Here is a 25,329-nt window from a genome sequence, read left to right as displayed (position 1 = left end):
ATAAACATAAAAAATAGAGACGAATCTCCTTCGCCTCTGCCCAGTTTTATTTCATTTAGGGATGTTTCATCATTCCGGTCTCATATTAAACCATCGGTCAGTACAAGTTCTGATCAGAATCCGATGGATTGACAATATCAGCAATCGCAACATAAATATTCGGCGGATACTCGGCAAGCCGGTGGCACAAATACAGATACCATTCTGTTCCATAGGTCAGGTACACTCTCGCTTTAAAGTGGTCTTCCTTTAATTGTTTAAGCAAATCGGGGCGAATCCCGTAAAGCATTTCAACTTCTACATGTGGAAGAGAGAGATAGTCCCGTTTGTGCATCTCCCGGATCAGAGTTTCGTCATGGGTTGCAATGGATACAGCATGATTCGCCTGAACCAACAGATCAACAAGATGCAGATATCGCTCATTCAGATTTTGGGAGCGGGGAATCGTAACTCCCTCTGTCTCTTGATAAGCACCTTTTACGACTCGCACCTTTCCGGGATAATGAAGGAGCTCTTTCATATCAGTTACGGATCTTTCCAAATAAGCTTGAATGGTAATGCCTACATTTCGGTAATATTCCGACACCTTTTTATAAACGTCAAGTATTTTGTCCGTCTTCGCCGCTTCTTCCATACTTATCATGATCGAAACATTCAAGCGTTTTGCTTCTCTCGCCAGTTCGTCTATATGTTTATATGCCAGATCGGAATCGACAGAGAGTCCGATGTGTGACAAATCGAGAGAGACAGTGGTTTCTGTCAGTTGGGAACCGGCCTCTTTTATCAAGGCTAAAAATTCATTTTTGGCATAAACACAATCATCAATCGTTTTTGTGTTTTCTCCTATATATTCAAGAGAGACCATATATCCTCTGGCCGACAGCTCAAGGGCTTTTTTTATTCCTTCTTCTCTTGTTTCACCGCTTACAAAACGGTTTGCTGCGCGAAGAAGTAACGGATACAGGTCGGAAGATTGCTGAATATACTTTTTGATTTGTTGATCGCGGGCTATAGATTTTAAAGCATCGGCAGCTAAAAGCTCCTCATTTGTAAACATGGTTTCACCTCATTTTGAGTGCTTTTTTGATTTGGTATTTAAAATGACAGTTTGATTGTTGGTCAAATTTCTTTTGCCGTCAAGATTAAAACAGAGCCCCCTGCCTGTGGGGCTCTTGATTTCTGATACCTGATTAAGACATAAAGACACTTAAAACTCCCCAGGTGATGTTATAAGTGGCGTGGATGACCATGCTGACGACTGTGTTCAAACGCTTGCGAACAAACCCCAGGCAGAGACCGAGGAGCAGGACGACCAGAGTGGATAGGCTGAAGCCGTAATTGGCATGAACCATTGCGAACAGGAGAGAGGTGAAAATAATTCCGAAGCGGGGCTGAAGGGCTCCCCTGAAAATAATCTCTTCCCCTAAAGCGGCGGCCAGCCCTAATGTGAGAATCCCCGGGACGGAGTTAAATAAGGAACCGAGCATCTTTTCTGTTAATTCTTCCACATGGGGGTCACCTGCGACTCCAATCAGGGCGGCGATCCATTGGATAATCAATACAACAATGACCAGGGCGATGCCTGAACCAAAGCCGATGAGCAGCTGAATTGCAGTCGGTTTGACCAGTCCCAGACGTTTTAATGATTCAGATCCGTTTCTTCTCGTCAGCCAACCCACTCCGATCAATCCCAGCAGGGCGAGCAGGATATCCTGGGACCAGAGAAGGGCGAGAGTCCCGGCTTCGCTTGCTTGTCCCTGTACCTTGGTCAATGTTTCCAAACCAACTCCCAGTGTCACAAACAGATTGAGTAAGATTAACATGCTCATTGAGAGGGCAACGGCATGTGTACGCCGAAATGGATCGATTGGGATAAGGACGCTCAAACCCCTGCGGATCACAGGAATAAACATCAGGATGGCGAGAAGGGATGGAACCCAGAGGCCAAGCCCGATATTTTCAACCCGGGGGAATACCTCAGCCAGGCCGGACGGTGATTGCTGCAGACCTTCCGGAGCAGGGCCGTTTGACAACACCTGCATCAATTGTAAAATCTGTTTTCCCTGGAAGTGAAGAAGCAACCCCACCATCAGGGTAAACGAAAACCCTAAAATGACCAGAGCATAACTGATAATGCCCAATTCTTTTCCTTTCCCGGGGTTTTCCAATGTCCGGTCCCGTTCGGACAAGTTGACGAGAAAGAATAGAAAAATAATAGGCGCAAAGGTGATAATATTATTAATAATATTGATAATGACTTCTAGCATTATAAAAATCCCCTTAGTTTGGTTTAAATGAATCATACTCTCTTATCATAACATCTGTATGAAACAGATGTCCCGGATTTCTTCCAATTTCGTACTGTGATATGATACAATCATATGACGTGTGTATTTAAGTGGAAATCGATGTTCAGGAGATAAATCGCATAGAGGCTGACTTCATCCGGGCCATCATGTGGATTTGCTATATATTCGGCCCGGAGCTGACCTGAAAATGTGGTAAGCGGAGCAATCCTGTTTCCGGAGACTTGGCAAAAGGGAAGCAAGCGGGTTGATCCTGACTTCTTCATAACTGCATAAGCTATTTTGGAAATCACCCGCAGAGTAGAATGGGAGTGAAGAAATATGCTGGAACGATTGGAAGGGATACACCAGCGCTATGAAGAGCTCAGCCGGCTGTTGTGTGATCCGGAAGTGATCAATGATCCCAAAAAGCTGAGGGCTTATTCCAAAGAACAAGCCGGCCTGGAAGAGCAAAACCAGGCTTATCTGGAGTATAAACAAGTAGTTGATCAGCTTCAAGACGCCAAAACGATGCTTGAAGAAAAACTGGACGATGAGATGCGGGAACTGGTAAAGCTGGAAATCGAGGAATTGACCGCGCGAAAAAAAGAGCTGGAAGAACGGCTGAAAGTCCTCCTGCTCCCCAAAGATCCCAACGATGATAAAAACGTAATCGTTGAAATTCGGGGTGCGGCAGGCGGTGAGGAAGCGGCACTTTTCGCGGCTGACCTTTACCGCATGTATACACGTTTTGCGGAGCGCCAGGGCTGGAAAGTGGAATTGCTTGAAGCAAACGCCACCGGGCTTGGCGGCTTTAAGGAAGTGATTTTCTCGATTCAGGGACACGGGGCGTACAGCCGACTGAAGTATGAAAGCGGAGCGCACCGGGTCCAGCGGGTTCCCTCAACCGAATCCGGCGGACGCATTCATACCTCAACCGCCACAGTGGCGGTACTGCCGGAAGCGGAGGAAGTTGAAATTGAGATTCATGATAAAGATTTGCGCATTGACACATTTTGCTCCAGCGGGCCGGGCGGACAAAGTGTAAATACGACCAAATCGGCGGTCCGCATTACGCACTTGCCGACGGGAATCGTTGTTTCCTGCCAGGACGAGAAATCGCAGAACAGCAACAAAGATAAAGCGCTGCGCGTGCTGCGTGCCCGTCTCTTCGATATCAAGCAGCAAGAGGAGATGGCGAAGATGGCCGACGCGAGAAAGAGCCAGGTAGGGACCGGCGACCGCAGTGAACGGATTCGCACCTACAACTTTCCGCAAAGCCGCGTGACGGACCACCGGATTGGTTTAACGCTGCACAAGCTGGATTTTATTCTTGACGGAGATCTCAACGAAGTGATTGATGCATTGATACTAAACGAACAGGCAGAGTTGATGAAAAAAGCAGAATAACCTTCCAAGAAGTGCTGAGAAGGGAGCAACAGGATGGGATCAGTTTGTACAATCAGGCAAGCCTGGCAGTGGGCTTCCTCTTTTTTACAGGAAAAAGGAACCGCATCCCCTGAATTTGAAGCAGAGCTGCTGGTGCGCAGGTGTTTGGAAGTTGACCGGGCCCGCTTTTTTACGATGTGGAACCAACCCTGGCCGGCAGAGGTGCAGGAGCAATTGAGCGGTTGGCTGGAAAGGCGGGCTCAGGGGGAACCCATCCAGTATATCTTGGGGGATCAGGAGTTTTACGGACGTCTTTTTCAGGTCAATCCGTCTGTGCTCATTCCCCGGCCTGAAACAGAGATTCTGGTGGAAACTGTTTTGCAGGAGGCTGAAAAAGAATGGGGGGATCAACCCCTTCATGTTGTGGATGTAGGGACAGGAAGCGGAGCTATTGCTGTGACACTGGCAGCGGAACGCCCGCATTGGGAGGTGACAGCGATTGATGTTTCAAAAGAGGCATTAAACATGGCGAGACAGAATGCCCGACAGCATCAAGTGGAAGAGCGGATCATGTGGATTCATGGAGAGTATTTGACACCGCTTTTACAAGGAAAGGCCCCGCTTGATATACTGGTTTCCAATCCGCCTTACATCCCTTCGGCGGAAGTGCACGGGCTGGAAAAACAGGTGAGTCAATTTGAACCCCGTCTGGCCCTGGACGGTGGTGAGGACGGACTTGATCCTTACCGGGTCCTGACAAACCAGCTGGCTCAATGGAACCAGCCTGTCCAGCTGGTTTGTTTTGAAATTGGGGCGGACCAGGGCAAAGCGGTCTCAACATTGGTTGCCAACATCGCCGGACAGGGAGAAGTTTCTGTGCGGAAAGATCTGGCAGGGCTTGACCGGGTCGTTGCCGGATGGATTCGGCGTAAAGAAAGATAGCCTTGCCTGCCATCAGCCTAAATTTTGGAACAATTTGTTTAAACCTCCTCCACTCTGTTCATACTGTGAATAGGGACAAGAGGAGGGCTTAAACATGAAAGTTCGCACTTATTTTTTGCTGATCATGATCGCTGTCGGTGCCTGGTTGGGCTACACCGGCTCGGAGACCGGCCATATGCTGGCAGTACAGCAGTCAGCCAACCCTCATTCGGGCCAGAAGATACCTGAACAGGCCATCCGGCTTCGTATACTGGCCAACAGTGACCAGGTGAGAGACCAGTGGTTGAAAAGACAGATTCGTGATGAAGTGATTAAAGAGATGAAAACATGGGTCCACCAGCCTGAAACGATTGATGAAGCTCGCCGGGCTGTCAAAAAACAGATTCCCCGCTTTCAACAGATCGCTGAAGAAACCATTGCCCGCCACGGTTTTCATTATCCGGTGAAAGTTGATTTTGGACAGGTTCCGTTCCCGACCAAGCTTTATGGCGATCAGGTCTATCCGGCCGGGAATTATGAAGCGTTGCGTATTACCATCGGCGAGGGAAAAGGGGATAATTGGTGGTGTGTACTCTTTCCTCCTCTCTGCTTTGTAGATATGAGCAACGGGGATGCCGTACCGCAAAAAAACCAGAAAGTGCTGTCTGCATCCATTTCCCCTGAAAATCAAGTGCTGGCAGCTGCCGAGTCTCACATGGATCAATCAAAATCAAATCCGGTTGAAGTTCGGTTCTTATTTCTGGATCAACTATTTCAACTGTTTAAGTAAAAAGTCCGGCCAGGCCGGATTTTTTTGTTCTAGCAAAGCCTCCCCCTTCATAACGCTAATGAGAGGACAAGTTTGATTGGGGGAATCGTCAAGATGTTTGTGATTCGCCGCGCCGCGAAACGGGATATTTTTCAAGTGAGGAAATTGCTGAACGAAGCTGGCTTAAATGATCGGGGAGTTGACAAGCATTTGGAGCACTTCTTTGTAGTTGAAAGCCCGGGGGAAAATGGAAGTGCAGCGCGGATTACCGGGGCGGTGGGGATGGAAGTATATCGGCCCTGTGGATTGCTGCGCTCCTTTGTGCTGGAGAGAGCTTCATGGAACCCCAAAGTAGGATTGCAACTGATTCAAATTTTGCTTGCTTACGCCGGACACCTTCAATTATCCCACGTCTACCTGCTGGCAGGTGCTTCCGCCTCCTTTTTTGAACAAATAGGGTTTGCTGAAGTTCCGTTTGCTGATCTTCCTGAAGATATTTCGGGTTCCGAACACCTCGAGCATACAGGACCGAACGGAACCCCTATGGTTTATGCCTGCTTTCCAAGCGGACAACACTAGAGGAATTCCCTTGCCTGTTTGTGGTATGATAAGGCAACAAGAAGGAGAGTAGAAAGGGAATGTCAGTTGAAATCAAGAATGACCCGCTGGTTGGAAGTGCATGCCTCCATGGGATTGGACCAGGCCAAACAAACAGATGAATTGATTCGGGCCGCAAAATGTTTGCGTGAAGGCGGGCTGGTTGCTTTTCCGACGGAAACGGTCTACGGCCTCGGGGCCGATGCCACTTCGGAAAAGGCAGTTGCCGCCATTTTTGAGGCCAAGGGGCGCCCTTCGGATAATCCCCTCATCATACATATCGGAAGCTTGGATCAACTGCCTTTATGGGTAGCTGACCTTCCTGTTGCAGGCCAAAAATTGGTCAGCCGTTTCTGGCCCGGCCCGTTAACGCTCGTGCTTCCCCATCGCGGAAATATCGCTCCCAATGTGACGGCCGGACTGCCGACGGTTGCTGTTCGTATGCCTTCCCATCCCGTCGCCCTGGCCCTGATTCAGTTGGCTGAAGTGCCGGTTGCCGCACCGAGTGCCAACCGTTCGGGCCGGCCCAGCCCCACCGAAGCGAGTCATGTATGGAACGACCTGGCAGGCCGGATTGATCTTCTGTTGGATGGAGGAGCGGCAGGAGTAGGAGTGGAATCTACGGTGGTTGATGTAACCGGGAAGACCCCCGTGCTGCTGCGCCCTGGAGGAGTATCTGTCGAAGAGTTGGAGCAGGTGGCGGAGACAATTGTCATCGGCTCTAGTGAGCAGTATGAACAGGGTGTTCCCCGTTCCCCGGGAATGAAATATCGCCACTATGCTCCGCGTGGAGAAGTGTGGCTGTTGCAGGGCAAAGAGGAGAATGTACATGTGTGCATGCAGAAGATGGCCAGGGATGCACAAGGAGAGGGGCACAGAGTAGGGATCTTAACAACAGAGGAACATAAAGACAAATTTGACGCGGATGTCATTGTTGCCTGCGGCCGGCGCTCCGACCCTGCCAGTGTGGCCAGGGAATTATATCGTGCCCTGCGGGTTTTTGATGAGAAACAGGCAGATTTGATTTTAGCAGAAACCTTTCCGGAGCAAGGCATCTTTTATTCGGTTATGAACCGCCTGCGCAAAGCCGCAGACGGGAGAGTCATTCAAGTTTAAGCATGGTGAAGAATCAGGGGATTGAAGAACCTGGTTCTTTTTTAATTGGACGAGGCATACCATGTGACAACAAGAATGGACAGGGGAGGATAAGGCATGGAGCTTTCTATACCGCATTGGGGACAGTTCATTACCCTTTTGATGATCGCCGTTGCTCTGGGAATGGACGCATTCTCACTTGGAATCGGCCTGGGCATGAAAAGGCTCCCTTTGCGAAAAGTTGCATGGTTGAGCCTGTCCATTGGTTTATTTCACGTATTAATGCCACTCGCGGGGATGATGTTGGGGAAGTATTTAAGCGTTGTGATGAAAGATATTGCGGCAATGGTTGGAGGAGGAATGCTTTGCTTCCTGGGAGCCGGAATGCTGTATCAAGTGATCAAGGGTGAGGAAGAAGCAAACAAGTTCAATGTGAACTCATTTATCGGGGTTCAGCTTGTTTCTTTAAGTGTCAGTATGGATTCCCTGTCAGCGGGTCTGAGTATGGGACTATTTTCCGCAGATCTCTATCTGGCTATTTTTTTGTTTGGATGCGCAGGTGCTTTGATGGCTGCCTGCGGATTGTACCTGGGGAGATTTGTGGGCAATTGGCTGGGGAGTTACGGGGAGGCACTGGGCGGGTTTATTTTGCTCTTGTTAGGGAGTAAGTTTTTATGGTGAGTAGTCTGCCGGAAGCCGTTATATATAGTGCATGGACCGGAGCATCCATCTTATTGGGAACCATACTCGTTCTTTTTTTCTCTCCCACAAGAAAAACGGTCGCTTTTTCTCTGGGAATGTCGGGAGGAGTAATGCTTTTCGTCTGCTATCTCACTTTGCTTCCCTCTGCCTTTAAACACGGCGGTTTCCTCCATCTTTTAACAGGAATGGGTACAGGTACGCTCTTAATGCTATTGCTCCATCATCTTCCTTTCAGTAAAGTAGGAAGTAAAGGGGAATCCTCTCATCTCACCAGACTGGGTTTTTTGCTGGTGATCGCCGTGGCGGCACATAATGCCCCGGAAGGAGCGGCGCTTGGGATCGGCTTTAAGACGGGGGACCATGTCGGGCATACACTGGCGCTTGCGATGGCGGTTCATAATATTCCCGAGGGAATCGGCCTGGCAGCCCCTCTGGTTGCGGCAGGGCGCCACCCGCTTCTGATCGTGTTTCTCAGTTTGTTATGCGGAGCCACATTGCCGCTGGGAACCTGGATCGGCCTTAAATATCTGACCGGATCACCGGATATTGTATCGGCAGGGCTGATTTTTGCGGCTGTGACGATGATCTGGGTTGTCATTTGCGAGATTTGTCCCAGAGCTTTTACTTTGCATAAACCGATTGCATGGGTTGGTATGGGATTTGGAGCCCTTTTTATGTATATCATCCATCTGTTCCACTGATACTGAAAACAGAAGAAATGAGGTGAGCGATTGTGTTGCGTGTTTTGTTTGTGTGTACGGGAAATACATGCCGCAGTCCGATGGCTGAAGCCATTTTGAAGAAAATAGCCGGGGATAAGCAGCTAGAAGTAGAAGTTCGGTCAGCAGGAGTATCTGCGGTCAACGGATCGCCGGCTTCCGGTAATGCCACCCGGGTGTTAAAGGAAAAAGGGATTGATCATTCTCATCGCTCACAGATCGTGGAAACGGAACTGGTGAACTGGGCTGATCTCATTCTTACAATGACTCGCAATCATAAGATTTTAATCATCAGCGATTTTCCGGAATGTGCTGATAAAGTGTTTACTTTAAAGGAATACGCGAGTTCAGGCCCCGACAGGACAGAGCTTTACCGCCGGATTGACCGGCTGCTCACCGAGATGGAGGCAAAAAGGGCAGAGGTTCAGTCGCGCTTTTCCTTGAAAGCGGATGATGAGTGGCATACCGAAGCGATCGAAGCGCTGCAAAAAGAGATACAGCCACTGCAACAGGAACAGAGCAAATTGTTGAAACAACTTGAGGGAGAATCGTCAGACCTGGATGTCAGCGACCCTTTTGGCGGCTCTGTCGAGATTTATCGCCAGTGTGCAGGTGAATTGGAATCTGTGATCAGGCAAATCGTGAAAAAGTGGAAAAAGGAGTCGGACAAAGAGTTGTAATGGCAAAGCAAAACCTTCATAACCTGGGGACATCACCCAGGGATGAAAGTTAAATCATCCGGGGAATCAGAATTCTGCCTTCCCCCCTTCAGACACACACTTTCACAGAAAAAAATACAGGGGAGTTTGATCATGCGAATATTGTTAGGATCGGATCATGGCGGAATCCGCTTAAAAGAAGAGATTAAAAACCTGCTGCGTGAAATGGGCCTGGAATATGACGATGTCGGGTGTGATTGTGAAAGCTCCGTGGATTATCCGGATTATGCAAGGCCGGTCGCGGAAAAGGTGGCACAGGGTGAGTATGACCTGGGAATCTTAATCTGTGGCACCGGAATTGGCATGTCGATCTCGGCCAATAAAGTCAAAGGGATTCGTTGTGCAGTGGTGAGCGACGAGTTTTCCGCCCGCATGAGCCGTGAGCACAATAATGCCAATATCCTGGCGCTGGGTGAACGTGTGATTGGCCCGGATCTGGCAAGATCAATTGTTCGTACCTGGCTGACTGCAGAATTCCAGGGGGGACGCCATGCCCGCCGTGTGGCAAAAATTCATGAGCTGGAAGGAAGCGGCGTGAAGTGAGCTCCCCGATACAAATTCAATCAGAGATAAAACAGGTGATTGAACAACTGCTGGAAGCAATGCCGCTCACCGACAAACATGTCCTGGTGTTTGGAGTTAGCACCAGTGAAGTGGCGGGCAGAAGGATTGGAACGGGTGGAAGTGAAGAGATTGCCGCCGCGCTGTTTGAAGGTATCTGTGAAGTCCGGCAAAAACACGGATTTCACCTCGCCTTTCAGTGCTGTGAACATCTCAACCGGGCCGTGGTTGTCGAGAGAGTGACGGCTGAAAGATTTGGCTGGCCGGAAGTGACGGCAGTCCCGATTCCTCATGCAGGCGGTGCAATGGCTGCTTACGCTTTCCGCAACCTGAATGATCCGGTACTGGTTGAACAGATCCAAGCCGATGCCGGAATTGACATCGGCGATACATTAATCGGAATGCATCTAAAGCCGGTGGCTGTTCCCGTACGCCCGCGCTGCCTGAAGGTGGGGGAAGCCCATGTGACAATGGCCAAAACCCGCCCGAAATTGATCGGCGGTGCCCGGGCCGTATATCAAATCCAGTCACCTGTACGGGAATGAGTTTGCTAGAATAGAAGTTGTTGCATCATTCCTGCCTGTTCCGGGTACGATCCGTTTTGTGAGCCGCTTTGCCCGCGGGGCTCAAAGAGGGACAATGATTGGAAACCGTTCAGACAAAGGATTGCAACAGATTCGCAAATAGGTCGAGTGGACTTACACAGAGGGGGAGAATGGTATGGAACAACTGCGACAAAAAGATCCGCAAGTGGCTGAAGCGATCGCCGCAGAGCTGGGGCGGCAGCGAAATAAAATTGAGTTGATCGCCTCGGAAAACTTTGTGAGCGAAGCGGTGCTGCAGGCGTTGGGAACCGTTTTAACCAACAAATACGCCGAGGGTTATCCGGCTAAGCGCTATTATGGCGGCTGTGAATATGTAGATGTGGTGGAAGATCTGGCCAGAGAGCGGGCAAAGAAATTATTTGCCGCCGAACATGCCAATGTCCAGCCTCATTCCGGTGCCCAGGCCAATATGGCTGTCTATTTTGCCGTGCTGGAGCCGGGGGATACGGTACTGGGCATGAACCTGGCTCATGGCGGGCACTTAACCCATGGAAGCCCCGTCAACTTCTCCGGAAAATTGTACAATTTCGTCGCTTACGGAGTGGATGCCGAAACTCATCGCATCAACTATGATGAAGTGCGCCAACTCGCTCTTGAGCACAAACCAAAATTACTGGTGGCAGGGGCCAGCGCCTATCCCCGGATCATCGATTTTGCCCGGTTGCGGGAGATTGCTGACGAGGCCGGCTGTCTGCTGATGGTGGACATGGCGCATATTGCGGGCCTGGTGGCTACAGGCCATCATCCTAACCCGGTTCCGTATGCCGATTTTGTGACCACCACCACGCATAAAACACTGCGCGGACCCCGCGGCGGCCTGATTCTTTGCAAAGAAAAATATGCCAAGTTGATTGATAAATCCATTTTCCCGGGTGTACAGGGCGGCCCGTTGATGCATGTGATTGCCGCCAAAGCAGTCGCTCTGGGAGAAGCGCTTTCCGAAGAATTTAAAACCTATTCGCAACAGGTGGTCAACAATGCCGTCCGTCTGGCAGCAAGACTGAAACATAACGGTTTTAATCTTATTTCGGGCGGAACCGACAATCATCTGGTTCTGATCGATGTCCGCAACCAGAACCTGACAGGGAAGAAAGCGGAGCATCTGCTTGACGAGGTGGGGATCACCACCAACAAAAATGCCATTCCGTTCGATCCGGAAAGCCCGTTTGTCACCAGCGGAATCCGTATCGGAACAGCTGCCGTTACCAGCCGCGGCATGGATCTCGAAGCGATGGATGAAATTGCTGATATTATCACACTCACCCTGAAAAATCCGGAAGATGAAACAGCCCATCAGGAAGCCCGTCAACGTGTGGCTGTGTTAACGGAAAAGTTTCCGCTGTATCCGGGCCTCATATATTAAGCGAAAAAGAGAAGATACCAAAGTGAATATGTAAAAACAGACCACGATTCCCGTTAGGGTGAATGAAAAAGGTCCAAATCGAATCAGAAGGCTTGTCCCTGCCGGCAAACAGGGAAGAGATCCCCAGAATCAATTCAGCTCTCGTCGCCGCCGGAATCAATGTATCTGCCATTCAAACAGCAACCCAGTCGCTGGAAGAGAAATTCCTGCAGGTAACAAGCAGGGAAAATGCAGGGTAATCCGGCGTTAAAAGAAAAAGTCTGGAATCCGCAAAAGAGAGGGTTCCAGACTTTTGTTTTTTTGACAGAAAAGCCTCATGACTTGCCGGCACAACCCAGGGATGAAAGTTTAATCATGCCGGGGAGGCAAAATTCGGGGAGCGGCCATTTCTGCTTCCTCGCAGGGCGCCAATCGGGAGCGAGTCAGAATTCTTCCCTCCCCCGATGACACACAACACTTTCGCAGAAAAGCTTGTAGGGCATCCGGTTATATGATTATATATCATTTGGGTAAGCTTAGATAAAAAAGCAAATATTAAGAGGTGAACATCGTGGGAAACGTATATGTATTTGACCATCCGCTCATTCAGCACAAGCTGACTTACATTCGCGACAAAAACACGGGAACAAAGGAATTCCGCGAATTAGTCGATGAAGTGAGTACCTTGATGGCCTATGAGATTACCAGAGATATGCCGCTTCAGGATGTAACGGTGGAAACACCGGTAGCCACGGCAAAATGCAAAGTCCTGTCCGGGAAAAAACTGGGTCTGGTCCCCATCCTGCGAGCAGGTCTTGGCATGGTGGACGGGATCTTAAAATTGATTCCGGCCGCTAAAGTGGGGCATATGGGCCTTTATCGCGATCCAGATACACTGGAGCCGGTCCACTATTATTCCAAGATGCCCACAGATATCGGGGAACGCGACCTGATTGTCATTGATCCCATGCTCGCTACAGGGGGTTCCGCCTCGGAAGCGATTCGCTCGTTAAAAGAACTGGGTGCAAAAAGCATTAAGCTGATGTGTTTAATTGCCGCGCCCCCCGGAATTGAACGAGTCCGGAAAGATCATGGTGATGTTGATATCTATGTTGCTGCCGTCGATGAAAAATTGGATGAAAAAAGCTATATCATACCGGGACTGGGTGATGCAGGGGACCGTCTTTTTGGAACAAAATAGGCATAAAATCATAGACTTGCTCATGTAATGGAACTAGACGAATCCATCACCGAAATGGGAAATTCTGCTATTTGGGAAAATCTGTATTTATTGCTTTTGCCATGCTAAACTTACATGAGAAGTATCTAAAACTCTTTTTCCTGAGGGTGATAGAATTTTCTTCACAAATTCAACAGTGTATAAATGTGACGAATTGTTCAAATCTCAAGTTTGGGAAAGCGTTGACAACAACTATCATGCTTCGTTACTATAGGCAGGGGAAAGACATGTACCCATCAACCAATCACCTCTTCGTTTAACCCCTCAGTTTGATCCTTTCCTCAACTAAAAAATTCCAATGGGGGATTTTTGTGAATAAACAAAAAGGGAACCCTTGGCAAATGGTTGCTGTGGTTGGTTCAATGGGTATGGAGGTAATTCTCCTGACGATAGGCGGGGCATGGTTGGGCAGATGGTTGGACACTGTCTGGCAAACCAAACCCACCATGCTGATCATAGGAGTGCTGGTAGGAATCGTACTGGGATTTGTCAGTGCGGCCTACACATTAAAAGCATCATTAAAGGAATGACTCCTCATGGATCCCATGAAATCCATTTGCCGTCGAGTTTTGGTCTTCACTGTTGGACTCATTATCGCGTTATTGATCTTATGGTTTTCAACTTCTTATCAACAAGCAATAGCAGGGCTTATTCTCGGAATCCTGGTCAGTTTGTACAATGTTCTTTATCTGGCCAGAAAGCTCCGTATCGCGGGTGAATATGCAATAGCCACTGGCTCTCCCAAAACTCCGGGCGTTGGCATGTTAAACCGGTTTCTCATGGTAACCCTGGCTGTTATGATTACTGTCAAATACCCGGGAACATTTGATTTCAGGTCAATGGTGTTGGGGTTGCCGGTTTGCTATATACTTTCAGTTTTTATGTACTTTTGGTGTTCGAAAAGAGAAAAGAGATTGAACGAAGGGGGTGAACAAAGGGAATGGAATTAACACCAAAGGTGGAGTTTTTAGGCCTTACCTTTGATTTAACAGTAATCATCGGTTCACTTTTAACGGCTGTCATTGTGCTTTTAATCACAATCGCAGCGACTCGCGGTCGGAAAATGGTACCGACGGGATTGCAAAACCTTGTTGAAATGATTATCGACTTTTCCCGCGGGATGGCGCGGATGAGTTTTGATGACAAAACAACAGAAAAGTTTCTCGGCTTTACTTTTACCCTCTTCCTGTTTATCTTTGTGGCCAATCAGCTGGGTGTCATCATGATGGTATCTGCTGAAGCAGAACATCCGATCCCTGCGCTCGGGATTACGGAAGAGGCAATGAAAGAAGGAAACACAAGAGATGTGGCATGGTTAAAATCCCCGACTGCTGACATGAATGTAACGTTTGCGATGGCGATCGCGATTGCCTTATTCGCCAATTATATGGGGATCCGTGCCGGCATAAAAAAATACCTGGGGCATTTTTTCAGCCCGCTGGGCTTGTTGCATGTGATTGAAGAGTTTGCCAAACCGGCCACACATGCCATGCGTTTATGGGCAAATATCTTTGCCGGTGAAGTTTTGATTTTGATCATGTTAACAAAAGGTCCTATTTGGTTAACGGGTGCACCATTACTGCTTTGGATGGGCTTCTCGCTCTTTGTGGGTACCATTCAGGCTTATATCTTTACAGTTCTTGCAAATGTTTATATCGGACAAAAAATGGCAAGCCACTAAGCGGTGTTCCAAACAAATAAGGAGGATTTGATACAAATGGATTTGAACATTCTTTCAGGTGCAATCATGATTGCTTTTGCTGCTCTGGGTGCGGCGATCGGTAACAGTAACTTGTTCGGTAAATATATCGAAGGGATCACTCGTCAACCTGAGGCAAGAGGCGTATTGTTCGGACAGTCTATGATCTTGTTCGGTCTGGTAGAGGCCTTACCCATCATCGGTATTGCTTTAGGGATCCTGTTGCTCTTCGGTGTTATCGGCGGGTAAACGATTCTGCAAAGAGATGAGGCGGGGGAAGGGAATCAATTCTCCCCCGCTATTATTTTAAGTTTGAAGGGAGTGACTTGATTTGCTGGAGTTTCACTTGGGAACGATGTTATCTCAGCTAGTCATTTTTATAATCTTAATGCTCCTTGTTTCAAAATTTGCTTTACGCCCGATATTGGGGACGATGAAAAAGCGCCAGAGCCATATTGAAAATCAAATCTCCGAAGCGGAGAAAAACCGTGAGGATGCTATCAAATTAGTGGAAGAGCAAAAAGAAGCATTAAACAAGGCCCGCCTGGAAGCAAAGGAAATGATCGAACGGGCCAAGTCACAAAAAGAGCGTGAAGCGGAAGAAATTATCCAAAAGGCTCAAGAACGTGCAGAACGGATGATTCAAGAGGCGACGACTGAAATCCAGCGGGAAAAAGAGAAAGCGCTTGCCGATCTGCGTGATGAGATTGGTGCTCTGAGCGTTCAACTCGCATCCAAAATGCTGGAACAGGAGCTGGACCAGAAAGGGCAATCCAAACTGGTGGACCGTTACCTTGAACAGGTAGGGCGATTGCAATGAGCGGATCCGTTGTAGCGAAGCGTTACGCAAAAGCGATGTTTGAAGTCGCCATGGAAAAGAACCTGTTGGATCAAGTGGAAACAGAGCTGACACAGATTGTTGAAACCTTTTCCGCCTCCCCGGAGTTAATGGAGTGGTTCAGCCACCCCAATACAGACTCTGCTCAGAAAAAAGAATTGTTTTCCACCCTCTTTAAGGAATTGAATGAAATCACACAGAACCTGCTCTTTTTGCTGGCTGATCGTCACAGAGAAGGATATATCGGAGAAATCGCAGCTGAATACAAGGAATTGGCCAATGAAGCAAGAGGAGTGGCTGAAGCGATTGTAACCTCGGCCACACCTCTCACCGAAGAAGACAAGCAGCAGTTGACAGAGGTATTCCAGCAGATGGTCGGAAAAACGATTCACATCAATAATGTCGTCGATTCGGATATTCTCGGTGGTGTCATTGTCCAGATCGGTGACCGCCTGTACGATGGAAGCTTAAAAACAAAACTGGTCCGCTTTCAAGAGCGCTTGAAAGGATCAAGAGTCGGATAGAACAACGTGAAAGATAGGGGTGACATCACTTATGAGCATTAAACCGGAAGAGATCAGTTCGCTGATTAAGCAACAGATCGAAAACTACCGTACCGAAGTCGAAGTAACCGACGTCGGAACTGTCATCCAGGTGGGTGACGGGATCGCTCGCGTTCACGGTCTGCAAAATGCCATGGCCGGTGAACTTTTAGAGTTTAAGGGTGGCGTCATGGGAATGGTTCTGAACCTGGAAGAAAACCATGTCGGGGCTGTTATCTTAGGTCCGTACACCGAAATTCGTGAAGGGGATCAGGTAAAACGGACCGGACGCCTGATGGAAGTGCCTGTGGGTGAAGCACTGTTGGGACGTGTGGTGAACCCGCTCGGACAGCCGCTTGACGGAAAAGGTCCGATCGAAACCACCGAATTCCGTGCAGTTGAATCTCCGGCCCCCGGTGTTATTGACCGTAGATCGGTTCATGAGCCGTTGCAGACAGGGATTAAGGCGATTGACTCCATGATCCCGATTGGACGCGGCCAGCGTGAGTTGATCATCGGTGACCGGCAAACGGGTAAAACGACGATTGCGATTGACACGATTATCAACCAAAAAGATCAAAATATGGTTTGTGTCTATGTGGCAATCGGACAAAAGCAATCCACGGTTGCTCAGGTTGTGGAAACACTGCGCCGCCATGGGGCGCTTGAATATACGATTGTGGTTGTGGCAAGCGCTTCTGATCCGGCACCGCTTCTCTTCCTGGCGCCGTATGCGGGTTGTTCCATGGGTGAATACTTCATGTATAAAGGCGGGCACGTTCTCTGCGTGTATGACGACCTTTCCAAGCAAGCGGCTGCATACCGGGAGCTTTCCCTCTTGCTCCGCCGTCCGCCGGGCCGTGAAGCGTATCCGGGGGATGTATTCTACCTTCATTCCCGCCTTCTTGAACGTGCGGCTAAACTTTCTGATGAGCGGGGTGGGGGATCGCTGACTGCCCTGCCGTTTATCGAAACTCAGGCGGGAGACGTTTCCGCTTACATTCCAACCAACGTGATCTCCATCACCGATGGGCAAATCTTCCTGGAGTCTGACTTGTTCTACTCTGGTATTCGCCCGGCGATCAGCGTCGGTACATCTGTATCCCGGGTAGGGGGAGCCGCGCAGATCAAAGCGATGAGCAAAGTTTCCGGTACCTTGAAACTTGACTTGTCTCAGTACTACGATTTGGCGGCATTTGCCCAGTTCGGGTCTGATCTGGATAAATTTACGCTTGCGAAACTGGAACGCGGAAAACGGGTGATCGAGATCCTGAAGCAGGATGAGCATCAGCCGATGGCGGTTGAAAAACAGGTTGTTTCCATCTACCTGGTAACCAAAGGCCATCTGGATGATATCCCTGTCGAGGATGTCCGCCGTTTTGAAAGCGAGTTCCATGCGTTCCTGGATGCGAACCATGCTGACATCTATGCAAGCATCCGCGATAACAAGAAGATTGAAGAAGACAATGAAGAAAAACTGAAAAAAGCGATTGAAACCTTCAAAAAAGGATTTGTTGTCTCCGAGTAATGTGTAATTGCGTCTCCAACTCTGGCTGAACATCTGGCGGGCTGCTAAAAACGGGAGGCGGCCCGGACAGATGTCAGTGGATGAAAGGCGGTGAACATTCACATGGCACAATCGATGCGGGATATTAAACGGCGCATTCGTTCTTTTGAAAACATGAGGAAAATCACCAAGGCGATGAAAATGGTAGCTGCCGCCAAGTTGCGCCGTGCTCAGGAACAGGCAGAAGCAGCCCGTCCCTATGCGGATAAATTGCGGGAAGTGATCATCAATCTGGCCCAGGGAACGAACAGCAAACATCCGATGCTTATTTCCCGTCCGGTGAAAAAGACGGGATATCTGGTGATTACCTCTGACAGAGGTCTCGCCGGCGGATATAACAGCAACTTGCTCCGCATGTTGACGCAAACACTGAACAAGCGCCATAAAAGCAAAGACGAGTATGTCATTTTTGTGATTGGCCGGAAAGGGCGCGACTTCCTTAAGAAGCGGAATTATCCGGTGATTGCTGAAAGAACCGGCCTGCCGGACTCACCGGTCTTTTCCGATGTGAAGGAGATTGCCGGTCAAGCGGTCGGGTACTATGCGGAAGAAAAATTTGATGAGCTCTACATTATGTATAACCAGTTTGTCAATCCGGTTGTTCAGCGTCCGGTTGAGAAACGCCTGTTACCGCTGGAAAGTGATGATTTGCAGGAAACTTCCCCGGGAGTAAAAACATTTTACGAGTATGAACCATCAGAAGAGCAGGTTCTGGCGGAAATTCTCCCCCGGTATGCCGAGACGTTGATCTTCAGTGCTTTGCTGGACGGAAAAGCGAGTGAGTTTGCGGCGAAGATGACTGCGATGAGCAGTGCCACCGATAACGCGACGGAAATGATTGCTGATCTGACCATTCAGTTTAACCGTGCACGCCAGGCTGCGATTACCCAGGAGATCGCCGAAATTGTGGGTGGAGCAGCAGCACTCTGATTCACTTTTGTTAGGACTTATCTTTTCTTTGGACGGATCTATCAGCGATTTACTTATCTTTAATTAAGTAAGAGATGCAGTTAAGGAGGGAATTTGATGAGCACTGGACGTGTTCTTCAGGTAATGGGTCCGGTTGTGGACGTCGAGTTTGAGCGCGGACACCTGCCTGAAATCAACAATGCCATTAAAGTAAAACGCCCGGACGGCAGCGAGCTGGTTTTAGAAACAGCTCTCCATCTGGGAGATAATACTGTGCGTACGGTTGCCATGGCCTCTACCGATGGCCTGGTCCGCGGTATGGAAGCAGTGGATACCCGCGCCGCGATTTCTGTCCCGGTCGGACGTGAAGTGTTGGGGCGTGTATTTAATGTGCTGGGTGAACCGATTGATGAAGCCGGACCGGTAAATGCCAAGGTAAGACATCCGATTCATCGCCCGGCTCCGGACTTTGAACAACAATCCACCGCACAGGAAATGCTTGAAACCGGAATTAAAGTGATCGACTTGCTTGCCCCGTACGCCAAGGGGGGTAAAATTGGCCTTTTCGGTGGTGCGGGTGTAGGTAAAACGGTTACAATTATGGAATTGATCCACAACATTGCCCAGGAACATGGTGGCTTGTCCGTATTTGCCGGTGTGGGTGAACGGACCCGTGAAGGGAACGACCTGTACCATGAGATGAAAGACTCTGGCGTAATCAGCAAAACCGCGATGGTCTTCGGACAGATGAACGAGCCTCCGGGTGCGCGGATGCGCGTGGCTCTCAGCGGTTTGACCATGGCGGAACACTTCCGTGACGAGGAAGGCCAGGATGTACTTCTGTTTATTGATAACATTTTCCGCTTTACCCAGGCCGGTTCCGAAGTATCTGCCCTGTTGGGCCGGATGCCGTCTGCGGTAGGTTACCAGCCGACCCTCGCTACCGAGATGGGTCAATTGCAAGAACGGATTACCTCAACCAAAACAGGTTCGGTTACTTCCATCCAGGCAATCTATGTACCGGCGGATGACTATACCGACCCGGCTCCGGCGACTGCGTTTACTCACCTGGATGCAACCACCAACCTGGAGCGCCGCCTGACGCAAAAAGGGATTTTCCCGGCGGTAGATCCGCTCGCATCTACTTCCCGGATTCTCTCTCCGGCCGTTCTTGGAGAAGAACACTATCAAGTGGCCCGCGGCGTACAACAATTGCTGCAACGCTATCAGGAACTTCAGGATATCATCGCCATCCTCGGTATGGATGAGCTGTCCGAAGAAGATAAACAGCTGGTAGCACGGGCCCGGAAAGTAGAAAGATTCCTGTCTCAACCGATGCACGTTGCCGAACCGTTTACCGGCCGTCCCGGTGTCTATGTGCCGGTGAAAGAGACTGTTCGGAGCTTCAAAGAAGTACTCGAAGGAAAACATGATGATCTGCCTGAAGAAGCTTTCTATATGGTCGGGTCGATTGACCAGGTACTGGAAAGAGCCAAAGAACTCGGTTATACACGGACTATTTAATCATCCCAACAACAAAAGCTTGATCAGTTCCCCGGCAGAGCCGGTAAGGACACGGCTCTGTCAGGACTTTTTTTCAAGTTTTCCATTGTTGAGGTAGCATTTTACGAAAAAGAGGTGATGTCCGCATGAGTAAAATGCAGCTGGATATCGTGACACCGGAGCGGCTCGTCTACTCTGATGAAGTAGACATGGTGATTACACGTGCTGCTGCAGGGGACATCGGTATTTTGCCTAGACATGCTCCTCTCGTCAGCCCGTTAGGAGTCACAACCGTTCGTGTGAAAAAGGACGGACAGGAAGAAAAGATTGCCGTTTCCGGCGGTTTTTTGGAAGTTCGCCCGGATAAAGTAACTATTTTGGCGGAAGAGGCAGATCTTCCCGGCGAATAGATAAAAGTGCACATGCAAAGTATGGGCAGCTGTTCTTTAAGCCCGCAGTAAAGGCTACAAAGGGCAATTCCCTGACAGGATACCCGATGAACCGTATGAATGCAAGAAAGAACCGTTGATTAAAATTTAAAAGCACTCTTTGCGCAGATGACGCGAAGAGTGCTTTTTTACACCTGCAGAAGCACTTGATGGCGTATACTTCTCACAATTGGAAAAGTGGTGTATAATCAATCAATAGAGGCCGGATGATTTTTTTACAACTATTATTTGGTTTACTTTGCCAAAATATATCTTGCGTATCTAGCAGGGTTGGCAATAAAGCCGGGGGAAGCGGACAATCGTCGGCAACGGGCTCTCATGCAAAATGAACTTTTGATTGTAATGTTAAGAATTATAAAAAGCGTTTGGGTAATTTTATTGTACTTGAAAAGAATCGCCAAACTTGTCGGTTGGGCTTTTTTTCTGTTTACTGCACAATCTCTCGTCTGAAGCAGTGCTCTTTCTGCTCTCCTGTGCGGTGTTCACGAGCGGCAGCCATATGGACGGGGATGTTTAGTGAACTGTTTCATCAAGATTATTCTATTTAAACGCTTTATTACAGATTTTCCGCGGGTCCGCTGAACATGTAGCTTCCCTGTAGTCAATATGCCAAGCATAATCTGTAGGCGGAGGGTTGATTGGATGAGTCTGGATGCTAGTTTTGTAAGTATAGCGATCTTTTTTCTTGTTGGGATCGCCTTGCCGGTAGGGGCTTTAACTGCAGGACGTCTGTTGCGCCCTCACCAGCCATCTGCGGATAAGTCGATCACCTATGAAAGCGGTGTCGACCCTACCGGAGACAGCTGGATTCAGTTTAATGTCCGCTACTATCTGTTTGCTTTGCTGTTTGTCATCTTCGATGTTGAGACCGTTTTTCTGTATCCGTGGGCGGTTGCATATGACTCGTTGCGTGAGAGTATCGGTTTATTTGTGCTGGTGGAAATGCTGGTGTTTGTACTGTTTCTTGTCATCGGGCTCATCTATGCCTGGAAAAAGAAGGTGCTGGAATGGAAATAAACTTGGAGAATATTACACCGTTTGAAGAGCAAGAGTTGAACAGAAATGTGCTGACAACCAATTTGGAGATGATCAAGGCATGGGCTCGCAGCAACTCGATGTGGCCGCTTACTTTCGGTCTGGCCTGCTGTGCGATTGAAATGATGGGAACCGGTGGTTCTCATTATGATTTGGACCGTTTTGGAGTTATATTTCGCGCTTCGCCAAGACAGTCTGATGTTATGATTGTCGCCGGCACGGTAACGAAAAAAATGGGCCCGTTGCTCCGCCGTCTCTATGACCAAATGCCCGAACCAAAATGGGTAATTGCGATGGGTTCCTGTGCTACAGCGGGCGGACCCTATGTAAAATCATACTCAGTTGTGAAAGGTGTCGACCAAATTGTTCCGGTGGATGTTTATATCCCGGGCTGTCCGCCAAATCCGGCGGCTCTCATCTACGGTATTCATAAACTGCAAGAGAAAATCCGCTATGAAGCCAGGCACGGAAGGAAGGTGACCAATCAATGACAGACAAAGATGAGAAAAAGAAAACACCTTCCGGGGAGGAAACATCATCTTCCGTAGAAAAAAAACAGGTAAAATCTGAGCAGGACGGAAAAGAAGACGGAAGTGAAGCACCCCTCTTCGAAAAACAAACGTCTTCTTCAGCGGAGAAGTCCGGTAAAAAGCAGCAAAAGTCTGTTGGTTTTGACCCAGCCGGCGGGGAGAAGCCGGTACCCAGAGCTCCCCGTGCCGCCGCAGCCGGAAGAGCACGCCCGGCCGCCGGAACGAGGCCGCGTCCGGGGGCAGCCAGAGCACCCAAAGAGGAAAAGCCGGAAGAGCCTTCTCCGAAGCAGCCAGTACTTGATCGTTTTGTGGCGCTCATCAAAGAGAAAGCCGGAGCGGACTCTATTGAGGATGCTTATATTAATCGCCCCAATGCCCATCTGCCAACATTAGTCATAAAAAAGAATCACTGGTTAGAGGTAGCAACCTTGCTCAAAGAGGAACCTGCTCTTTCTTTCGATTATGTAAGAAATCTGTCGGGTGTGGATTACGAAACCCATCTGGAAGTTGTCTATCATCTGATTTCTTTTACTCACTCTCACCAAATTGGGATTCGTGTCAAAACGGACCGGGAACAGGCAAAGGTCCCAACCGTATCCCATCTGTGGAAAACGGCTGACTGGAATGAACGGGAAATCTATGACTTGCTCGGTGTTCATTTTGAAGGTCATCCCAACTTAAAGCGGATTCTCATGCCGGATGATTGGGTAGGTCACCCTTTGCGCAAAGATTACGAACCGCTGGATAAGGAGGTATAATCCTTGCTGCGAACAGAAGAAATGCTGCTAAACGTAGGCCCCCAGCATCCGAGCACTCACGGAGTTTTGCGCCTGGTCGTCAAAATGGACGGGGAGACGATTGTCGATGCAGAACCGGTGATTGGCTATTTGCACCGGGGAACGGAAAAATTAGCGGAAGACCTCAATTACACGCAAATTATACCGTATACAGACCGGATGGATTATCTGGCTGCCATGACCAATAACTATGCCATCGTGCATGCGACGGAAACGCTGATGGGTTTGGAAATCCCCGAGCGGGCCGAGTTTTTGCGCGTCATTGTGATGGAGTTAAACCGGATCGCCAGCCATTTGGTATGGATGGGAACATACCTGCTGGATATCGGCGCGATGAGCCCTTTTCTGTATGCTTTCCGCGACCGGGAGCAAATTCTGAACCTGTTCAATGAACTTTGCGGAGCCAGATTAACCTATAATTATATGCGGGTTGGCGGAGTCAAATGGGATGCTCCTCCGGGCTGGATCGAAAAAGTGGCAGGGTTTGTTGAGTATATGAAGAAACAGATGAAGGAGTATCACGGACTGATCTCCGGAAATGAAATCTTCATTCAACGGACAAAAGGGATCGGGATCTACGATCGGGACACGGCAATCCAATTTGCTCTGTCCGGAGCCAACCTGAGGGTGACCGGGATCAAATGGGATTTGCGAAAAGATCAGCCTTACTCGATTTACGACCGTTTTGACTTTCATATTCCGGTTGGAAAAACAGGTGACCTATATGAGAAATACCATTGCCGGATGCAGGAAATAGATGAATCGCTCAAAATTGTGGAGCAAGCTGTCCATCAGTTTCCTGAAGATGGGCCCACGATGGGGAAGGTGCCGCGTGTCCTTCGTGTACCGGAAGGTGAGGTATACGTAGGGATTGAATCGCCGCGCGGAGAACTAGGCTGCCATATCGTAAGCAAAGGGAAGGATAAACCGTGGCGGCTGAAGTTCCGTCGGCCCTCGTTCTATAATCTGCAAATCCTGCCTACTCTTTTAAAAGGGGAGAATATTTCCAACCTGGTTGCAATTCTGGGTGGTATTGATATTGTACTTGGGGAGGTGGATTGCTGATGAACCTCATCATCATCCTGGGCCCCGTTTTGTTGCTCCTTGTCGTGCTGGGTTTTGTCACCTATGCGATTTTGTTTGAGCGGAAAGTGATCGGTTGGATTCAAAACCGGGTTGGTCCGGTGCGCGTAGGGCCGTGGGGATTGCTGCAAACCGTGGCTGATGTTTTTAAACTCCTGATCAAAGAGGATATTGTCCCGAAAAAGGCAGATGAGGCCCTGTTTAAAATTGCGCCTGTCATCGCTTTTGTACCGGCGTTTGCCGTTCTCGCTGTGATCCCGTTTACGGACAAGATCAAATTTGCCGATTTTGCCGTCGGGCTTCTGTACTACATGGCGATCTCCAGCATCACCATCATCGGAATTTTGATCGGCGGCTGGGCCTCCAATAACAAGTATGCCCTTTTGGGAGGCATGAGGTCGGCGGCTCAGATGATCAGCTATGAAATCCCGCTCGTCATGTCTGTCGTAGGGATTATCATGAGTGCCGGATCATTAAATTTACACGAAATTGTGGCTGCCCAGGAAAAAGTCTGGTTTATTTTCCCGCAATTTATCGGGTTTGTTGTTTTTCTTATCGCCTCCATCTCGGAGTTAAACCGGACACCGTTTGACCTGCCGGAAGCAGAATCAGAACTGGTCGCCGGTTATCATGTGGAATATACAGGTTTTCGCTTTGCCTTCTTTATGCTGGCAGAGTATGTATATGTCTTCGCCATGGCCTCCTTAACTACGGTCCTTTATCTGGGTGGATGGAATGCACCGTTCGGGCTCACATTTATTCCGCCTGTGGTCTGGTTCATTCTGAAGTTTGGACTGATCGTGTTTTTCTTGTTCTGGGTTCGGGCTACCATGCCGCGGATTCGTGTTGACCAACTGATGCAGTTTGCCTGGAAGGTACTCCTGCCGCTCGCCCTGTTTAACATTTTTTTGAGCGCAGTTTTAAAAGAAGTTCCGATGATCGGCCAGCTGTATTAAAAAGGATAGGAGGGAAGAGAAGACATGTTTGGGTTAGTTAAAGGTCTTGGCATCACCCTGAAAAATATGACCAAACCGAAAGTGACCTACAGTTATCCGGATGAACCGTTAAAGATGCCGGACCGGTTTAGGGGGATCCAGTATTTTGACCCGGAAAAATGTATTGTCTGCAATATGTGCGCCCGGATCTGCCCCACTGATTGCATTACCTTAACGGGCAAGAAGCATCCGGACCCTGACAAAAAGGGAAAAGTCATCGAAACGTATGATATCAATTTTGAAATTTGCATTTTGTGTGATTTATGTACGGAAGTTTGTCCCACCGAGGCGGTAGTGATGACAAATAACTATGAACTGGCGGTTTACAGCCGTGACGAGCTGTTTAAAGATATGGAGTGGCTGCATGCCAATGATCAAAATATCCGGGTGGAGAATAACTCGGCGAAGCCTAAAAAGCCAGGAGGGAAGGCATCATGA

General features: G+C 48.9%; 30 protein-coding genes and 1 pseudogene. 29 read left to right on the top strand and 2 right to left on the bottom strand.

Annotated features, from left to right (window positions below):
• Positions 1 to 97: 97 nt before the first annotated feature.
• Both I8U27_RS16815 and I8U27_RS16810 read right to left on the bottom strand, forming a co-directional pair.
• Entirely contained in the window at positions 98 to 1,057 is a 960-nt protein-coding gene (locus I8U27_RS16815; RefSeq protein WP_181753911.1) for a proline dehydrogenase family protein, read from the bottom strand.
• A 133-nt stretch (positions 1,058 to 1,190) separates the two neighbouring features.
• Positions 1,191 to 2,267 carry a CPBP family intramembrane glutamic endopeptidase gene (locus tag I8U27_RS16810; RefSeq protein WP_181753913.1) on the bottom strand — a complete coding sequence of 359 codons (1,077 nt, stop codon included), beginning with the start codon at positions 2,265 to 2,267 and terminating at the stop codon, positions 1,191 to 1,193.
• Positions 2,268 to 2,627: 360 nt separating this feature from the next.
• Here I8U27_RS16810 and prfA point away from each other — a divergent pair, with 360 nt between their 5' ends.
• The 29 genes and pseudogenes from prfA (at position 2,628) to nuoI (ending at position 25,329) form a co-directional block, all read left to right on the top strand.
• Positions 2,628 to 3,695: a peptide chain release factor 1 gene (gene prfA, locus I8U27_RS16805; RefSeq protein WP_181753915.1), complete on the top strand. Its 1,068-nt coding sequence runs from the start codon at positions 2,628 to 2,630 to the stop codon at positions 3,693 to 3,695.
• Positions 3,696 to 3,728: 33 nt separating this feature from the next.
• Complete coding sequence (gene prmC, locus I8U27_RS16800; protein ID WP_181753918.1) at positions 3,729 to 4,616, top strand: peptide chain release factor N(5)-glutamine methyltransferase; 888 nt, start codon at positions 3,729 to 3,731, stop codon at positions 4,614 to 4,616.
• A gap of 94 nt (positions 4,617 to 4,710) precedes the next feature.
• Positions 4,711 to 5,385 (top strand): stage II sporulation protein R, encoded by a 675-nt coding sequence (gene spoIIR, locus I8U27_RS16795; RefSeq protein WP_181753920.1) that lies wholly within the window; start codon positions 4,711 to 4,713, stop codon positions 5,383 to 5,385.
• A gap of 93 nt (positions 5,386 to 5,478) precedes the next feature.
• Positions 5,479 to 5,943 (top strand): GNAT family N-acetyltransferase, encoded by a 465-nt coding sequence (locus I8U27_RS16790; RefSeq protein ID WP_181753922.1) that lies wholly within the window; start codon positions 5,479 to 5,481, stop codon positions 5,941 to 5,943.
• 108 nt (positions 5,944 to 6,051) lie between these two features.
• On the top strand, positions 6,052 to 7,077 hold the full coding sequence (locus I8U27_RS16785; RefSeq protein ID WP_181754007.1) for an L-threonylcarbamoyladenylate synthase: 1,026 nt from the start codon (positions 6,052 to 6,054) through the stop codon (positions 7,075 to 7,077).
• 96 nt (positions 7,078 to 7,173) lie between these two features.
• Complete coding sequence (locus tag I8U27_RS16780; protein ID WP_181753924.1) at positions 7,174 to 7,737, top strand: manganese efflux pump MntP; 564 nt, start codon at positions 7,174 to 7,176, stop codon at positions 7,735 to 7,737.
• Positions 7,731 to 8,459, top strand: coding sequence for a ZIP family metal transporter (locus I8U27_RS16775; protein WP_181753926.1), 729 nt, complete (start codon positions 7,731 to 7,733; stop codon positions 8,457 to 8,459). The genes I8U27_RS16780 and I8U27_RS16775 overlap by 7 nt, the downstream gene beginning before the upstream one ends.
• 35 nt (positions 8,460 to 8,494) lie before the next feature.
• Positions 8,495 to 9,157 carry a low molecular weight protein arginine phosphatase gene (locus I8U27_RS16770; protein WP_181753928.1) on the top strand — a complete coding sequence of 221 codons (663 nt, stop codon included), beginning with the start codon at positions 8,495 to 8,497 and terminating at the stop codon, positions 9,155 to 9,157.
• A gap of 132 nt (positions 9,158 to 9,289) precedes the next feature.
• Positions 9,290 to 9,739 carry a ribose 5-phosphate isomerase B gene (gene rpiB / locus I8U27_RS16765; RefSeq protein ID WP_220186026.1) on the top strand — a complete coding sequence of 150 codons (450 nt, stop codon included), beginning with the start codon at positions 9,290 to 9,292 and terminating at the stop codon, positions 9,737 to 9,739.
• Positions 9,736 to 10,302, top strand: coding sequence for a TIGR01440 family protein (locus I8U27_RS16760; RefSeq protein ID WP_309506170.1), 567 nt, complete (start codon positions 9,736 to 9,738; stop codon positions 10,300 to 10,302). Before rpiB ends, I8U27_RS16760 begins: the two co-directional genes overlap by 4 nt.
• 175 nt (positions 10,303 to 10,477) lie before the next feature.
• On the top strand, positions 10,478 to 11,725 hold the full coding sequence (locus I8U27_RS16755) for a serine hydroxymethyltransferase (RefSeq protein WP_181753931.1): 1,248 nt from the start codon (positions 10,478 to 10,480) through the stop codon (positions 11,723 to 11,725).
• A gap of 62 nt (positions 11,726 to 11,787) precedes the next feature.
• Positions 11,788 to 11,964, top strand: a complete 177-nt coding sequence (locus tag I8U27_RS16750; RefSeq protein WP_181753933.1) for a hypothetical protein — start codon at positions 11,788 to 11,790, stop codon at positions 11,962 to 11,964.
• A gap of 311 nt (positions 11,965 to 12,275) precedes the next feature.
• Positions 12,276 to 12,905, top strand: coding sequence for a uracil phosphoribosyltransferase (gene upp / locus I8U27_RS16745; RefSeq protein ID WP_181753935.1), 630 nt, complete (start codon positions 12,276 to 12,278; stop codon positions 12,903 to 12,905).
• A 350-nt stretch (positions 12,906 to 13,255) separates the two neighbouring features.
• Entirely contained in the window at positions 13,256 to 13,474 is a 219-nt protein-coding gene (locus I8U27_RS16740) for an AtpZ/AtpI family protein (RefSeq protein ID WP_181753937.1), read from the top strand.
• 6 nt (positions 13,475 to 13,480) lie between these two features.
• Positions 13,481 to 13,894 carry an ATP synthase subunit I gene (locus I8U27_RS16735; protein WP_181753939.1) on the top strand — a complete coding sequence of 138 codons (414 nt, stop codon included), beginning with the start codon at positions 13,481 to 13,483 and terminating at the stop codon, positions 13,892 to 13,894.
• Positions 13,885 to 14,625 (top strand): F0F1 ATP synthase subunit A, encoded by a 741-nt coding sequence (gene atpB / locus I8U27_RS16730; protein WP_181753941.1) that lies wholly within the window; start codon positions 13,885 to 13,887, stop codon positions 14,623 to 14,625. The genes I8U27_RS16735 and atpB overlap by 10 nt, the downstream gene beginning before the upstream one ends.
• 42 nt (positions 14,626 to 14,667) lie before the next feature.
• Complete coding sequence (gene atpE, locus I8U27_RS16725) at positions 14,668 to 14,892, top strand: F0F1 ATP synthase subunit C (RefSeq protein WP_232345603.1); 225 nt, start codon at positions 14,668 to 14,670, stop codon at positions 14,890 to 14,892.
• 82 nt (positions 14,893 to 14,974) lie between these two features.
• Positions 14,975 to 15,463: a F0F1 ATP synthase subunit B gene (gene atpF, locus I8U27_RS16720; RefSeq protein ID WP_232345599.1), complete on the top strand. Its 489-nt coding sequence runs from the start codon at positions 14,975 to 14,977 to the stop codon at positions 15,461 to 15,463.
• Positions 15,460 to 16,005, top strand: a complete 546-nt coding sequence (locus I8U27_RS16715; protein WP_181753945.1) for a F0F1 ATP synthase subunit delta — start codon at positions 15,460 to 15,462, stop codon at positions 16,003 to 16,005. The genes atpF and I8U27_RS16715 overlap by 4 nt, the downstream gene beginning before the upstream one ends.
• Positions 16,006 to 16,036: 31 nt before the next feature.
• Positions 16,037 to 17,551, top strand: a complete 1,515-nt coding sequence (atpA, locus tag I8U27_RS16710; RefSeq protein WP_181753947.1) for a F0F1 ATP synthase subunit alpha — start codon at positions 16,037 to 16,039, stop codon at positions 17,549 to 17,551.
• Positions 17,552 to 17,653: 102 nt separating this feature from the next.
• Positions 17,654 to 18,520 carry an ATP synthase F1 subunit gamma gene (gene atpG / locus I8U27_RS16705; RefSeq protein WP_181754016.1) on the top strand — a complete coding sequence of 289 codons (867 nt, stop codon included), beginning with the start codon at positions 17,654 to 17,656 and terminating at the stop codon, positions 18,518 to 18,520.
• 96 nt (positions 18,521 to 18,616) lie between these two features.
• Positions 18,617 to 20,023: a F0F1 ATP synthase subunit beta gene (gene atpD, locus I8U27_RS16700; protein ID WP_181753949.1), complete on the top strand. Its 1,407-nt coding sequence runs from the start codon at positions 18,617 to 18,619 to the stop codon at positions 20,021 to 20,023.
• A 125-nt stretch (positions 20,024 to 20,148) separates the two neighbouring features.
• Positions 20,149 to 20,409: pseudogene (gene atpC / locus I8U27_RS16695) on the top strand (ATP synthase F1 subunit epsilon); the annotation flags it as partial.
• Positions 20,410 to 21,093: 684 nt separating this feature from the next.
• On the top strand, positions 21,094 to 21,468 hold the full coding sequence (locus tag I8U27_RS16690) for an NADH-quinone oxidoreductase subunit A (RefSeq protein ID WP_181753953.1): 375 nt from the start codon (positions 21,094 to 21,096) through the stop codon (positions 21,466 to 21,468).
• A complete protein-coding gene (locus tag I8U27_RS16685) occupies positions 21,459 to 21,977 on the top strand; it encodes a NuoB/complex I 20 kDa subunit family protein (protein WP_181753955.1) in 519 nt (172 codons plus the stop codon). The genes I8U27_RS16690 and I8U27_RS16685 overlap by 10 nt, the downstream gene beginning before the upstream one ends.
• Entirely contained in the window at positions 21,974 to 22,774 is an 801-nt protein-coding gene (locus I8U27_RS21070) for an NADH-quinone oxidoreductase subunit C (protein WP_181753956.1), read from the top strand. Before I8U27_RS16685 ends, I8U27_RS21070 begins: the two co-directional genes overlap by 4 nt.
• A 3-nt stretch (positions 22,775 to 22,777) precedes the next feature.
• A complete protein-coding gene (locus I8U27_RS16675) occupies positions 22,778 to 23,878 on the top strand; it encodes an NADH-quinone oxidoreductase subunit D (protein ID WP_181753957.1) in 1,101 nt (366 codons plus the stop codon).
• Complete coding sequence (gene nuoH / locus I8U27_RS16670; RefSeq protein WP_181753958.1) at positions 23,878 to 24,852, top strand: NADH-quinone oxidoreductase subunit NuoH; 975 nt, start codon at positions 23,878 to 23,880, stop codon at positions 24,850 to 24,852. The genes I8U27_RS16675 and nuoH overlap by 1 nt, the downstream gene beginning before the upstream one ends.
• A gap of 24 nt (positions 24,853 to 24,876) precedes the next feature.
• Positions 24,877 to 25,329 carry an NADH-quinone oxidoreductase subunit NuoI gene (gene nuoI, locus I8U27_RS16665; protein ID WP_181753959.1) on the top strand — a complete coding sequence of 151 codons (453 nt, stop codon included), beginning with the start codon at positions 24,877 to 24,879 and terminating at the stop codon, positions 25,327 to 25,329.

It is taken from the genome of Paenactinomyces guangxiensis, assembly GCF_016055185.1.
GTDB lineage: Bacteria > Bacillota > Bacilli > Thermoactinomycetales > Thermoactinomycetaceae > Paenactinomyces > Paenactinomyces guangxiensis.
Note: the sequence above shows the minus strand (reverse complement) of the source record. Positions and strands in the feature narration are given on the sequence as shown.